Annotated in this window: 14 protein-coding genes; 6 read left to right on the forward strand and 8 right to left on the reverse strand. The window is 61.1% G+C overall.

What is annotated here, in order from left to right; translation table 11 throughout:
• Window positions 1-2: 2 nt before the first annotated feature.
• From GCT19_RS06175 to GCT19_RS06185, 3 genes are all read right to left on the reverse strand, one after another.
• Entirely contained in the window at window positions 3-803 is an 801-nt protein-coding gene (locus GCT19_RS06175; protein ID WP_152851336.1) for an enoyl-CoA hydratase/isomerase family protein, read from the reverse strand.
• A gap of 92 nt (window positions 804-895) precedes the next feature.
• Window positions 896-2,047 (reverse strand): thiolase, encoded by a 1,152-nt coding sequence (locus GCT19_RS06180; protein WP_152851337.1) that lies wholly within the window; start codon window positions 2,045-2,047, stop codon window positions 896-898.
• 58 nt (window positions 2,048-2,105) lie between these two features.
• A complete protein-coding gene (locus GCT19_RS06185; protein ID WP_018436055.1) occupies window positions 2,106-2,471 on the reverse strand; it encodes a Zn-ribbon domain-containing OB-fold protein in 366 nt (121 codons plus the stop codon).
• 384 nt (window positions 2,472-2,855) lie between these two features.
• Between GCT19_RS06185 and GCT19_RS06190 the strand changes: the two genes are divergently transcribed.
• From GCT19_RS06190 to GCT19_RS06210, 5 genes are read left to right on the forward strand one after another with little or no spacing between them, the layout of a single operon-like run.
• Complete coding sequence (locus GCT19_RS06190) at window positions 2,856-4,019, forward strand: acyl-CoA dehydrogenase family protein (protein WP_176134833.1); 1,164 nt, start codon at window positions 2,856-2,858, stop codon at window positions 4,017-4,019.
• 48 nt (window positions 4,020-4,067) lie between these two features.
• Window positions 4,068-4,544 (forward strand): MaoC family dehydratase, encoded by a 477-nt coding sequence (locus GCT19_RS06195; RefSeq protein ID WP_008917693.1) that lies wholly within the window; start codon window positions 4,068-4,070, stop codon window positions 4,542-4,544.
• A gap of 2 nt (window positions 4,545-4,546) precedes the next feature.
• Entirely contained in the window at window positions 4,547-5,800 is a 1,254-nt protein-coding gene (locus GCT19_RS06200) for a CaiB/BaiF CoA transferase family protein (RefSeq protein ID WP_018436053.1), read from the forward strand.
• Between the two features lie 38 nt (window positions 5,801-5,838).
• Window positions 5,839-6,603, forward strand: a complete 765-nt coding sequence (locus tag GCT19_RS06205) for a glucose 1-dehydrogenase (protein ID WP_018436052.1) — start codon at window positions 5,839-5,841, stop codon at window positions 6,601-6,603.
• A 43-nt stretch (window positions 6,604-6,646) separates the two neighbouring features.
• Complete coding sequence (locus GCT19_RS06210) at window positions 6,647-7,423, forward strand: enoyl-CoA hydratase-related protein (RefSeq protein WP_018436051.1); 777 nt, start codon at window positions 6,647-6,649, stop codon at window positions 7,421-7,423.
• 261 nt (window positions 7,424-7,684) lie between these two features.
• Here the strand turns inward: GCT19_RS06210 and GCT19_RS06215 are convergent, their stop codons facing one another.
• Complete coding sequence (locus tag GCT19_RS06215) at window positions 7,685-8,767, reverse strand: NAD(P)-dependent alcohol dehydrogenase (protein WP_321576765.1); 1,083 nt, start codon at window positions 8,765-8,767, stop codon at window positions 7,685-7,687.
• A gap of 108 nt (window positions 8,768-8,875) precedes the next feature.
• Window positions 8,876-10,042, reverse strand: coding sequence for a hypothetical protein (locus GCT19_RS06220; protein ID WP_321576766.1), 1,167 nt, complete (start codon window positions 10,040-10,042; stop codon window positions 8,876-8,878).
• A 169-nt stretch (window positions 10,043-10,211) separates the two neighbouring features.
• Here GCT19_RS06220 and GCT19_RS06225 point away from each other — a divergent pair, with 169 nt between their 5' ends.
• A complete protein-coding gene (locus GCT19_RS06225; RefSeq protein ID WP_152851338.1) occupies window positions 10,212-11,147 on the forward strand; it encodes a FadR/GntR family transcriptional regulator in 936 nt (311 codons plus the stop codon).
• A gap of 21 nt (window positions 11,148-11,168) precedes the next feature.
• Here the strand turns inward: GCT19_RS06225 and GCT19_RS06230 are convergent, their stop codons facing one another.
• The 3 genes from GCT19_RS06230 to GCT19_RS06240 are packed head-to-tail and all read right to left on the reverse strand — an operon-like array spanning window position 11,169 to window position 13,817.
• Window positions 11,169-12,320, reverse strand: a complete 1,152-nt coding sequence (locus GCT19_RS06230; protein ID WP_321576767.1) for a Gfo/Idh/MocA family protein — start codon at window positions 12,318-12,320, stop codon at window positions 11,169-11,171.
• Between the two features lie 37 nt (window positions 12,321-12,357).
• Window positions 12,358-13,377 (reverse strand): SDR family NAD(P)-dependent oxidoreductase, encoded by a 1,020-nt coding sequence (locus GCT19_RS06235; protein ID WP_152851339.1) that lies wholly within the window; start codon window positions 13,375-13,377, stop codon window positions 12,358-12,360.
• Window positions 13,374-13,817 carry a nuclear transport factor 2 family protein gene (locus tag GCT19_RS06240; RefSeq protein WP_176134827.1) on the reverse strand — a complete coding sequence of 148 codons (444 nt, stop codon included), beginning with the start codon at window positions 13,815-13,817 and terminating at the stop codon, window positions 13,374-13,376. Before GCT19_RS06240 ends, GCT19_RS06235 begins: the two co-directional genes overlap by 4 nt.
• Window positions 13,818-13,821: the final 4 nt, after the last annotated feature.

The following is a 13,821-nucleotide window of genomic DNA, read 5'->3' on the forward strand; positions in this document are numbered from 1 at the left end:
CTTCAGTCGGCCACGAATACCGGCTTGCGCTTTTCCATGAAGGCGCTCACCGCCTCCTGGTGTTCGCGGCTGCGGCGCAGGATGGGCTGCAGGTTGACTTCGGCTTCGATCGCGTCGTCGAGCGTACGGATGCCCGTCGCGAGCGCGGCCTTCAGATGCGCGGTGGCCACCGACGGCAATTCCGCGTACTGTTGCGCCACCTTCAATGCGGCGTTCAGCGCCTCGCCGGGTTCGACGACCTGATTCGCAAAACCGGTCTCGCCTGCTTCGACGCCGTTGAACTCGCGCGCACTCAGCATCAGTTCGCGTGCGAGGCCGCCGCCCACGCGCTGCGACAGCGACCAATAGAGCCCCGTGTCGGGCAGCAGCCCCACCTTGACGAACGCGCTCGCATATCGCGCGGTCGACGACGTGACGACATAGTCGCAAGCAGCGGCGAGCGAGAGCCCGGCGCCGAACGCAAACCCTTCGACGGCGGCGACGACCGCTTTCGTTCCTTCGACGATCAGTCTGAAAATATCGAGCGGCAACTCATTGCGCTGGCGGTATTCGAGTACCTTGCGCGCCTGCATCTCCGAGATGTCTCCGCCTGCGCAAAACGTATTGCCTGCCCCCGTCAATACGATCGCCCGGCAAGTTTCCTCGTGATGCATCAGGCGATACAGCTGCGCGTACAAGGTCTCACGCATCTTCAGCGAAAACGCGTTGCGCCGTTGCGGATAGTTCAATGTGACGATCGCGATCGCACCGTCTTGCCGGACCTGTACGATCTCTGCCGCATCGTTGCTGGTCTGTTCGCTCATCTGTCCGTCTCCTGTCGATCAGAGTAAGCGCTACAGCGCTTACTCTGATCCCATGCAAAGCTGTTGACAGTGACCCTGGCGGGCGGCGTGTCTTACAGCGTTTCCTGTGTCCCGAGAATCACCGTAGCCTGGCTCGACAGCACGCCGCCGTTGCCGTGCGCGATCGCCAGCTTCGCGCCGGGAATCTGGCGCTCGCCGGCGCGGCCCGTCAATTGCCGCATCGATTCTTCCATCAGAAAGAGCCCATACATGCCGGGGTGAACGCAGGACAGACCGCCGCCGTTGGTATTCACCGCGAGCCGGCCGCCCGGCGCGATGCCGCCGTCCGTCACGAAGTGGCCGCCTTCGCCTTTAGCGCAAAAGCCGAGGTCTTCGAGAAACAGAATGGTGTTGATCGTGAAGGCATCGTAGAGCATCGCGACGTCGATATCGCCTGGTTTCACGCCCGCCATTTCGTACGCACGCCGGCCTGATTCCGCTGCGGCGGTCACCGTGAGGTCCGGCATGTTCGCAATTTCGCGGTGCGAGGTGGCCGAAGCTGCACCGAGCAGATAGACCGGCTTGTCGGTAAGATCACGCGCCCGATCGGCGCGCACCATGACGACCGCCGCCGCGCCATCGGTCACGAGGCAGCAGTCACGCACGGAAAGCGGGTCGGACACGAGGCGTGCGCCCATCACATCTTCGATCGACAACGGCGTACGCATGTACGCTTCGGGATTGAGCTGCGCCCACTTGCGCGCGGCTACCGCCACTTCGGCGAGATGCTCGCGCTTCGTGCCGTACTGATGCATATGCCGCGCCGCCGCAAGCGCATAGGACGAAACCGGATTCATCGGCTTGTACGGGCTCTCCCACGGCGAGGGCCGTGACGATTGCACCAGCTTGCCCGCCGCGCTGCGCTGATTGCTTCCATATGCGATCAACGCAACGTCGATCTGTCCCGTACACAACGCCATGGCCGCCGTGTGCGCGTAAATTTCGAACGCCGAGCCGCCGCTTCGATTGTTGTCGGTGAACCTCGGGTTAATACCGAGGTATTCGGCAAACGTGAGGCCCGAGAGCATGTCGTCCGGCGTACACACGAAAAGCCCGTCGACATCGCCAGGCGTCAGCCCGACCTGAGCCAGCGCGTCAACGGAGGCACGCGCGGCAAGATCCAGCGACGACAGGCCAGGTGCTTCCCCAATGCCATAGGTGGCGCCTGCCACCAGTGCGGTACGCCCGCGCAAGTTGAATTCCATTCGATCTACCTTTCATCGGTGCGACCGGCTCTTGACGGCCGGTTGCGGTTAGCGGGCGTCAGGCTGGTTCGAAAACAAGCAGTGCCGCATCCCCCCGGTACACGATCTTCGCCTGCACGGGCATACCAATGCGCACCGCCTCGGGCTCGATGCCCTCTACACAACTGAGCATGCGCACACCTTCTTCCAGATCGATCACGGCGACGTTGTAGCTTGGCGTGGGCGATTTCTGGCGCACCACGGTGGTGGAATAAACCGTGCCCTTCCCGCAGGCTTCGACCCACTCGAGGTCGCGCATCCCGGTAACCGGCTCAGCTACGCGCGGGTAGAACACATAGCGGCCGCTGCTGCGGCTACGCTGGATCATCAAGCGGCCCTCGGCCAGAAACTTCTGATAATCGACTTCAGGACAAAGAGACTCCATTCCCCGCTCCTCCAAATCGTTTTGCCATGGGCTCGCGCCGAATCGAGCCGCGCTGTCGGGTCAAAATGGAACACATAACCGAACACTGTTCCAAATCTTAAACGCATCTGAAGGATGCTGTCAACGCCGGGAAAGCCCTGCCACGCCCCGCCGCACAAGGCTGCAACTACATCTCGATCAAATTCCTGGCGCACCTCGGAGAAACCCGCGGCCGCAGGTTTCAGCGCTTGACGACCTGCAAGCGATTCGTTTAATTTATCGAACATTGTTCAATTACGTGAAGAGACCGGCGTGATTCGGAAGAGGTCGGCGGGGGCGACGTGTCCCCTCTCCGGAGACGAATCCGGGCCGGCCCCAGAAAAACCGCTAGCAAGAGAGCTCGAAGTGACATACGAACTAACAGACGACCAGGTTCAGATCCGCGACCTCATCCGCCGCGTCGCGAGGGAGCGCGTGGCGATGCGCGCCGACGAGATCGACCGTACGGCCGAGTATCCGCACGACATGTACGCTCTGCTCAAGGAACTGGGCCTCTTCACGCTGCCGTTTCCCGAAGCGTATGGCGGCGCCGGCAGCTTGATGTCGGCCTGTATCGCCGTCGAGGAATTCGGGCGGGTTTGCTACAACACGGGCTATCTGCTCGTGGTGCAATGGACGCCGTTCGGAGCGATTCTCGAAGGCGGCACCGAAGAGCAGAAGGCCCGCCTTCTGCCCGGACTCGCCTCCGGTGACTTGCGCGGTGCTCTGTCGATTACCGAAGCGCAAAGCGGCTCCGACGTCTCGGGCATTCGCACCACGGCGCGCCGTAAGAACGGCGGATATGTGCTCAACGGCTCGAAGATCTGGTGCACGAATTCGCATATCGCCGACTTCATTCTGGTCGCCGCCAAGACGCTCGATGAAGAAGGACAGCCGCTCGGCATCAATCTATTCATCGTCGATCGCAACACGCCGGGTCTGACGATCGGCAACGAGGAAGACAAGATGGGCGCGCGTGGCGTCCCGTCGTGCCCTCTCTATTTCGACGACGCTTTCATCCGCACGGAAGATCGTCTCGGGCCCGAAGGCGGCCAGGGGTTCAAGGTAGCAATGGAGACGCTCAACACGAGCCGCCCCATCGTGGCCGCGCGCGCGGTCGGCATCGCGCAGGGCGCAATCGATCACACCGTCAAATTCATTCAGGACCGCGTCGCATTCGGTCAGAGCATCAGCAATTTTCAGGGCGTGCGCTGGATGATCGCTGACATGGTCACCCAGACCGAGGCCGCGCGCCAGCTCGTCTATCGCACTGCGTCGCTCGTCGACGCGGGCGTTAGAGGCCGCGAACTCGCTCCCATGGCCGCGATGGCGAAGATGTTCGCATCCGATGTCGCGATGAAGGTCGCGACCGACGCCGTACAGCTTTTCGGCGCCGCGGGCATCTCCAACGAGTACCCGATCAATCGATATTTCCGCGATGCGAAGGTGGTGCAGATCATCGAGGGCACCAACCAGATTCAGCGCAACATCGTCGCGGACAACGTGCTGGGCCGCATCAAGAAGAACTGACAACGACAGCTGATCTAACAATCGAGCGACAACAACAGAGGACAGGCAATGGTAGAAATCGAAACGGTTGGTCTGGGGATTCACTGGGAAGATCTGCCCGTTGGACGCAAGTTCAAGACCGTAGGCCGGACGGTCACGGAAACGGATGTCGTGAATTTTGTTTCGGTGACCGGCATGCTGGAAGTCCTGTTCACCAACACCGAGTTTTTGCGCGAGCAGTCGGCCATCAAGGGCCGCGTCGCGCCGGGAGCGCTGGTGTTTACGCTCATGGAAGGACTACTCACGCAGGCCACCATGCAGGGCGTCGGCTTTGCGTTCCTGAACATGGAGCTCGACATCAAAGGTCCGACCTACGTGGGCGACACGATCCATGTCGAATGCGAAGTGATCGAATGCCGGCCTAGCAAGGGCCGCCCCGGCCTCGGGCTCGTGCGCACCCGCAACCGCGTGATCAAGCAGGACGGCACCGAAGTGATGGTGTACACGCCGCTCAGGCTCGTTAAGGGCAAGGAGTACAAGGCCTGAGCATGGAAAATCCACAACAACCCCTCGAACAGGCGACCGGCCCGTTAGCCGGTGTCCGCGTGATCGATCTGACCATCAACGTGCTCGGTCCGGTCGCCACGCAGTTGCTCGGCGACATGGGCGCGGACGTCATCAAGATCGAACCGCCCGAAGGCGACCAGAACCGCAAGAACGGTCCCGGCCGCAATCCCGACATGGCCGTGTTCTATACGATCATGAACCGCAACAAGCGGAGCGTGATCCTGAACCTCAAGCAGGCCGAATGCCGCGAAGCGCTGCTCAAGCTCGTCGAGACCGCCGACGTGATCGTGCACAGCATGCGCCCGAGCGCCGCTGAGCGCCTCGGCATCGACTATGAGACCGTGCGGGCGCGCAATCCGCGCATCGTCTACGCGTCGGGCGCCGGCTATCGAATCGACGGTCCCTACAAGGACCGCCCCGCTTTCGATGACGTGATCCAGGGCGAGAGCGGCATCGCCGCGATGAACCGCGACACGGACGGCTCGCCGCGCTACTTCCCCACCGTGATCGTCGACAAGTTCTGCGGCTACGTGCTGGCGTCTTCGATCGGCATGGCGCTCTATCACCGTGAGCGGACCGGTGTCGGCCAACTCGTGCATGTGCCGATGTTCGAGACGATGCTGCAATTCAATCTGTTCGAGCATCTTTGGGAAGGTGCGCTGGGCTCCAATGACGGAACCGGTCTCGGCTATCCGCGCATGTTCTCGCCGCACCGTCGGCCCTACGCGACAAAAGACGGGCATATCTGCCTGCTCGCCGTGAACAACGAGCAATGGCGCCGCGTGCTGTGCGCAATCGATGCCGCGCATCTGCTCGATGACCCACGCTTCTGTCACATGACCGAGCGCATGCGCAATATCAACGAACTGTACCGCATCGTCGGCGACGCCATTCGCAACAAGACGACCGCGGAATGGAACGCGATCTTCGCGTCCGCCGACGTTCCGCACGGCCCGGTACGCGACCTGAAAGACCTGATGCACGACGCGTACATCAAGGAGACCGGCTTCTTCCAGCGCTTCGAGCACCCAACCGAAGGCGACATGGTCATGACTTCGATACCGGTGCACTTTTCCGAGTCGCCCGGCAACGTTCGATATCTGCCGCCGAATCTCGGCGAGCACAGCATTCAGGTTCTGGTCGAAGCGGGTTACAGCGAAGAGGAAGCCAGCGCGCTGTTCGCCCGGGCCACGGGAAAAGCCGACGAAGTTTCTGAAGCGCTCAGCAAGGATTAACTGGCGCGAAGGCGCCTCGCATATTACGGAGGGAATCAATGAAGGGGCTCAAAGAGAAGGTCGTCATCGTCACCGGCGCCGCAGGTGGGATCGGAACAGCCATCAGCAAGCGCTTCGGCGAGGAAGGCTCGACCGTCGCGCTGTTCGATCTGAACGAAGAAGGCGCGGCGCGTGTCGCGGCGCAAATCGAAGCAGCGGGCGGCAAGGCGCGCGCGTACCGTGTCGACATCACGGATCACGAAGGCGTGCATGCCGCGGTGGCGAGAGTCGAGGAAGAACTGGGACCGATCGAGGTTCTCGTCAACAACGCCGGCTGGGACATGGGCGCATTCTTCCTGCAAACCGAGAAGCCATTCTGGGACAAGGTGGTCGCGATCAATCTGTACGGGCCGCTGAACATGCACCATGCCGTGCTGCGACGGATGTCCGAGCGCGGCCGTGGCCGCGTCGTCAATATCTCGTCGGACGCGGGACGCGTGGGCTCCTCGATGGAGGCGGTGTACTCGTTCTGCAAGGGCGGCCTGATTGCATTCACGAAGACGATGGCGCGCGAAATGGCTCGCCAGATGATTCCCGTCAACGTCGTTTGCCCGGGTCCCACCGCGACCCCTCTTCTCGACAACCTTGCGCAAGGCGAGAAAGGCGAGCGCATCAAGGCGGCTCTCGTGAAGGCCGTACCGTTCGGCCGCATGGGTGAACCTGGCGACATCCCGGGCGTGGTTGCCTTCCTCGCGAGTGACGACGCGGCTTTCATCAGCGGCCAGGTCATCAGCGTGTCTGGCGGTTTGACGATGGCCGGCTAAAAGGCACCGCTACCGCAAACAACCAACAACATTGGAATACGACATGGAATTCAAGGACATCGGCTATCAGGAGGCGGATGGGGTCGCGACGATCACCATCAATCGCCCGAAGGTCTACAACGCATTCAGCGCCAACACCGTCGAAGAGCTCATCAAGGCCTTCGGCCTCGCGGGATGGAACAAGGATATCGGCGTCGTGGTGCTCACCGGTGCCGGCGACAAGGCATTCTGCACGGGCGGCGACCAGTCCGGCGACGGCTACAACGGGCGTGGCACCGTCGGCCTGCCGATCGAGGAACTGCAAAGCATCATCCGCGACATTCCGAAGCCAGTGATTGCCCGCGTGAACGGCTACGCAATCGGCGGCGGCAACGTGCTCGTGACGATCTGCGATCTCGCCATCGCTTCCGAGACCGCGATCTTCGGCCAGGTCGGCCCGAAGGTCGGGTCGGTCGATCCGGGTTTCGGCACCGCATACCTCGCGCGCATCGTCGGCGAGAAGCGCGCGCGGGAAATCTGGTATCTGTGCCGCAAATACAGCGCGAAACAGGCACTCGACTGGGGTCTCATCAATGCCGTCGTGCCGCCCGATCAGCTCGACGCCGAAACGAAGAAGATGTGTGACGAGATCCTGCAGATGAGTCCCACCGCTATTGCGCTGGCGAAGCGTTCGTTCAATATCGACACCGAGAATATCCGCGGTATCGGCGCATTCGCAATGCAGGCGCTCGCGATGTACTACGACACGGACGAATCGAAGGAAGGCGGCAATGCATTCCGCGAAAAACGTAAGCCGGAGTTCCGCAAGTACGTGAAATAACAGAAAGAAGAAGCGTGGGCGACGGCGTGCGAACCGCCGCCCGCCCACCTCATTTCAAATTCCGCATGATTGCATCGATCGTGAGGCGCCCGGAAGCGCTTGTAGTTCCATGCCTGGTTGATCCGCCCTCGTTCGGCAACCTCTCCCCGAACTAACCAACGTCGGGCTCTCTTTTGTCACCCAGACGGCGCCATCGACCTTCATTCTGTGGCGTGAACGCCGTCGTCGCGCCCGCGCCCGACATATCCCGCATACGACGAATCAGTCAGCCGCGGGCAGCAGCTTCAGCGAATCCATGTCGATCACAAACCGATAACGCACATCGCTTTTGAGCAAACGCTCGTATGCACGATTGATATCTTGCATCCTGATCATTTCCACATCGCAATTGATATTGTGTGCCGCGCAGAAGTCCAGCATTTCCTGCATCTGCTCCACGCCCCCAATCGCGGAACCCGCTATGGATCTCCGCCCCGTCACCAGCAGACCGCTGTGAACAGGCGGCGCAATGGGGCCGATCAAGCCAACGAGAACAAGCGTGCCGTTCAACCGTAACGTGGAAAGGTAGGGATTCAGGTCATGCGGGGTCGGGATGGTATCGACAATCAGATCGAATTGCCCCGTGGCAAGTCCGATCTGTGCCGCGTCGCTGAATATGAGCACGTGGTCGGCACCGAGACGCCGGGCCTCCTGCTCTTTGCCAGCATTACGCGTAATCAGCGTAACTTCAGCGCCCATCGCCTTGGCGAATTTCAGTGCCATATGGCCTAGCCCTCCAAGACCGACAACAGCAACCTTGTCGCTTGGGCCGACATTCCAGTGGCGCAACGGTGAATAGCTCGTGATTCCCGCGCATAACAACGGCGCAGCGGCTTTGGGGTCCAGGCCGTCCGGAATTCGCAAAACGAACTTCTCGGAGACAACGATCCGCTCGGAGTAGCCGCCGTACGTCGGCGACCCATCGTGTCGATCGACACCGTTGTAGGTCGGCGTAGGCCTATTTAAACAATATTGCTCTTCGCCTTCGCAGCACGGTGAACAGTCGCCACAGGAATCGGCGAGGCAGCCAACACCAACGATATCACCCGCCTTGAATCGGCTCACCGACGCACCGACATCGATAACCCGACCGATGATTTCATGTCCAGGAACAACCGGATAGCGGGTATTGCCCCAGTCGTTATGCGCTTGATGAAGATCAGAGTGGCACACACCGCAGTACTGGATATCGATGACTACGTCGTCGATCCGAGCATGACGCCGGGGGAATCGAAAAGGAGCGAGAGCGGCCCCGGGAGCGGTGGCCGCGTAGCCATTAATAATATCTGCCATGGAATCCCTCATCAGGAATCTCCTTTGCTTTGCTGGCCAACACATTCGTCCCCTTCGATGAACAGATCTGCCAAACGGCGCTCCCTATTTAGCGCCGCTGGCCGCGCGATTGAGGTGGTTTCAATATTTGCGGAAGTTCACGCCAACTCGCGTACCCAAATCCGGTAGCCGGTTGACCGGCCGGTCGCCGTGCTCGGGTGCCGCCTCTCCCCACGCGAACCAAACGTCGGGTTCGCGTGTATCGCCAACGCGGCGCCAGCGGCCGTCCACCTGGGGGTTCTTCAATGTCCCGAGACCGACCAGGCGCCCTTTCGGGTCCGGAATGAACTCCCACTCATCACCGAATGCGGAGTATCGGATGCCTTCCTGCCAATAGCCGTTCGCGCCGAAGTCGACCTTGCCTGTGACGTCGTAGGTGTAGCGCACCTCTCCCTTCTCATTGCCGAGAATCGCAAATCCGAACATGTCATTGCCGAGCGTGAAGTGCCCGAAGTCGATACTTCCATCCTTGTAGCGCGTCGCCCATGTGTACCAAATCAGTTCCAGCTTTTCCTGCACGAGGGCGTCTTTCGTCTTGTAGATCTCACCGCCTTCGTACATATAGATCGGGTCGAAGCCGATCATGCCGCGCACCTTTTTGCCGAGAATCGTCCCTTCCATCTCGAAGATATTGGCGACGTAGTACATGCCGGCGTCGCGTCCCGGCAGATACCAGTGCATGCCGGGCTTGACGAGCCTGCCCTCGATATCCATGCCGTTTTCTTCGTACCAGCTACATTCGTCCGGCGTCCAGGTCACGTGGAAGCGGTTGCCTGGCGCCTGCGGATGGCTTCGCCAGTGGATGCGCTCACCTTCCAGCGTTTTCGAACAGCCGTCGTTCGGCACGGAGTTCTTTCCGACCGGATGCATGTGCATGCCGTCTTGATGTCCGAGCGTCGTACAAAGATAGAAGCGCCGCCGGGTGTCCTTCGCGTCCGTCTGCAGACCAGCTGGGACCCGGCGCATGGGGCAGTAAATTTCGCCATCTTCATCGCGGAAAGTGCCCCACAGATAGAGCGCCTCGGGCGGCATCCCGAAGTAGGCGCGGTTGGACATCATGTCCTCGATGGTCGGCTCGAAGGCACTGACGAGAGGCTGCCAGCCGAAGTCGCCGCGGCGCGGCATGGTGGGTTTCGTGTCGCTCATGGTCGATTTCCCGGTCGCGATGATGGAATGGTTGGAGAGGCTCACTTTAAGTGTCGAGCCTCTCCAGGAAAAACCGGTTGATCCGATCTCTTCGCCATCCACACGCGCGACGCGAAGCGGGTGCTCCGGATTCTGGCTAACACGTTGATTTACATGCTTTCACTCGAGCCGGAAAGAACAAACCGCCTATCCAGCCTTAAACTTCGTTACTTGTAACGATATGTGCGATATATTGAACACGATTCGTATATTTGTTGAGATGGATCGAGATATGGCAAAGTCGTCAGCGGAACGTGTCGCCGACTATCGCGCCCGCAAAAAGGCCGAGGGGATGGTGAGCCTGACGCTGGTCGTGCCGACAGCCGATGTCGCGCTCTTCAACCAGTTCGCCGCGCAACGGCGCGAAAAGCTGCGCGAGGGGAAGCACCCTGCCGACACCCCACGCCAGCAATGGCTTTCGATGCTGTCCGCGATGACGCCTGCGTCAGCCCCGCCCGCCGCGCCGCGACGCAAACGCAATGCGCTCGGCGCGCCTGTCACGCGCGCGCAGACGCTCTTCGTATCGATGCTGAAGCACATCATCGATCTGGGATGGCCCGCGGGACTGCCTCTCGGCTCCGAGCAGGAGTTAATGAAAGTTCATGGCGCAAGTCGCGCCGCGTTGCGCGGAGCGATCCGACTGCTCGAACACCACTCGATCGTGAGAATGCAACGCGGCATCGGCGGCGGTTTGATCGTCGCCCAACCGGACCTGAGCGCGACGATGCAGGCAGTCAGCGTCTATCTGGAGTATGCCGGCATTGCGCCGCGCGATATTCTCGCCACGCGTCGCACGCTCGAACTCGCCGCGCTGGATCTCGTCATAGAACGTCTCGACCGCGAAGGCGAGCATCGCCTGTGGGAACTAGTTGCGGCCGAGGCGCAACTCGACGGCCGCGCCGGCGCCGACGAGCTGCTGCGATTTCATTTTCTGCTGGCCGAACTTTCCGGCGATCCAGCCCTGCGCCTCTTCAACGGCATCGTCCTGCAATTAGCCGATGCGCATTCCACCTTTCACCGGCGAAGCCGCCCTGACCGCGACCGCGTCGTGGCGAGAATCAAGGAATACCATCGGGAGATCGCACGGGCAATCATCGCCCGCGACAGGAAACAGGCTCGCGGGCAGATTGCCGAGTACATCGCGGGCATCCGGACCTGGCTCGAGTAGTGAGTGGCCACGCTGGCCGCTTCAACGATCGCCGATCTCGATCCATCGTCCGCTGCGGCCGGACTCGATCACCGCCTCCACCACCCGGTGCGCGTGGGCAGCCTCTTCGAAGCTCGGCGATGGGGTGCGCTCGTGCTTGATGGCCTCGAGCATGTCGTGAAACATCCAGCCCATCGACACCATGTAGGAAGGCGCATTCTGTTTCGAGAACCCCGTTCCCGGCACTGCGAAATAGTGCTCTGGCGTTTCGAGCCACTCACCTGCCGCCGTGCCGAACTCGAACGGCTCCGGCTTGCTTGCATAGAGACGTGACGAAATGCCGTCGCCGAACGTAGGATCGACATAGAGCAGGCGTCCTTTCGTTCCCCACAATTCGGCACGAATGCCCGGGCCGTCGGCGACTGCCCAGCTTGTCTGGATCGTTCCCAACGCGCCGTTTTCCATGCGCAGCACGCCGCAGCCGAGATCGGCCGTTTCTGGCGCGTACGTGCTACCGTCCGGCAATCGCCATTGCTTGATGCCCGTTGTGTCCGCCCCGGTCGCCGCCTTCACACGCCCGAGCAATGGCATCAGAAACAGGACCATGTGGCTGCCGAAATTGCGCCATGCGCTGCCGCCGCTTGCGGATTCGGCTAACCACTTGTAGGGCGACACGCCGCCGCCAGGATAGGAGGCGTGGGGATAAATGAAACCATCGTGGTTACGCAATGGCTGAAGAAGCTGGAAGTTGAAACCGAGCGGCTCGCCAAGGAAGCCCTCTGAAACAAGCTTCAGCATGTGCATTGCCGCGGGTACCCAGCGGAACTGCGCGTCGACGACACCGACCAGTCCTTTTTTCGCAGCCAGTTCGCTCTGCGCGAGCGCATGTTCCGTATCGACTGCGAACGGCAGCGCGTCATAGACGTGCTTGCCCGCGTTGAGCGCGGCCATCACCATGTCATAGCGATACGAAGGCCGGCTGCCGACATCGATGATGTCCAGAGTGGGATCGGCGACGAGATCCGCGACGTCCCAATAGGCGCGCGGCACACCGAAGGCTTGCGCCGCTGCTTCGGCGGTCTCGCGGTGCGCGGTGCAGACTGCCGCCACCTCCACATCCGGCAATAGCCGCCAGGCGCTGCCGTGCACTTTCAGGCTCCAGTTGGCGCCGATGATGCCGATTCTGCGTGTCACGATCGTTTCTCCATGTCTCGTTGCTCCCTGTCGTTGGTCAAAGGCCTGTCGGGTCCAGTCGCCGTTTTGCCTCGGCGCGATAGCCGCTGATGATCGATTCGAACTCGCCCCATACGCTTCTCGGCTGGTCGAAGCGCGTCGTGTCGTCGATTTCGGCCAGATGTCGCTCGATGTCTTCCGGCGTGGGGGGATTGTCGTGCTGGCTCAGCCACCCATCGGCCTCTCCGACGAAAACGCGTGCGAACCGTCCGCCCGTTGCCGTGTAGAGCGCGCGATTCGCCTCGCACCGTTCACTCGCCAGCCATATCGCCATCGGCACGACGAATTCGTTGCGGATGCCCGGCGCAACCAGCGCGAAATCTTCTGGCATACCGTCGTGGAAATCGGCGGGCCATTCGTCGCTGCCCTGACCGAGCCGGCTGGCTCCGCACGGAAGCAATCCGTTGACATGAATGCCGTACTTCTCGCCTTCCGCGCCGATGCTGTTCATCAGCCCCACCAAGCCGGCTTTTGCGGCACCGTAGTTGGCTTGCCAAACGGAACCGAACATCGCGGACGCGGAACTGGTCAGGACGATTCGCCCATATTTCGCGGCCTGCATCACGCGCCACGCTGGCTGGCCAACGTAGAACGCGGCCATCAGGTGAACGTCCATGATCGAGCGAATCTGCTCGTCGGAGAGTTCCTCAAATGGCGCGTTGCGTAGAAATCCGGCGTTGTGAATGAGGACATCGACCCTGCCGAATGCCTTCAGCGCGGCGTCCACGATTGCAGTTCCACCCGCTCTCGTCGCGCAGCTTTCATGGCAGGCGATCGCTTTACCACCCGCAGTTTCGATTTCATCGACGACACCCAGAGCCGCGCTACGGGCACCCATGTCCGACAGCACATTGCCGCGTGGATCGGTTCCCAGATCGTTCACGACGACAGCGGCGCCACGCGCCGCCAACGCCTTCGCATAGTCGCGGCCCAATCCGCTTCCCGCGCCAGTCACGATCGCAACACGGCCGTCGAAGCGAATTGTCGATTCCGCATCCAGCACGTCTTGCACGTTCATGCCGGCGCTCCGACATCGACGCGCAGTCGCTCCAGCTTCATGCTCTTGATGTGCCACTGGCCGTCGATCTTCTCGTAGCTCTCGACATAGTGGCCGTAGCCGTGGAGCGTGCGATTCGGATATGTCGACTCCGCTGCCCAGCGCAACATGTCTTCCATCGCCCAAATGCCGCTCGCCGTCGTTTCGGACGTGACCTCGATTTCCGGACAATGGCCGTGATGAACACTCACACATTCCGCAAGGGGAACACTGACTGCCTGCCCGATTTTTTCCCTGCCGACCAGAATGCATCCGGGCACGTCATCGCTGATATCGAACCGGGCATCAGGCGCGAACACGGATTTGAATCCGTCCCAGTTCTTTGTGTCGATGCAACGGAAATAGCGCGCTTTGAGCTGCCTGATCTCCTCCATTGCAAGGAGCTTTTCGATGTCGGTCACTCAG

The organism is Paraburkholderia atlantica (assembly GCF_009362785.1).
Lineage (GTDB): Bacteria > Pseudomonadota > Gammaproteobacteria > Burkholderiales > Burkholderiaceae > Paraburkholderia > Paraburkholderia atlantica.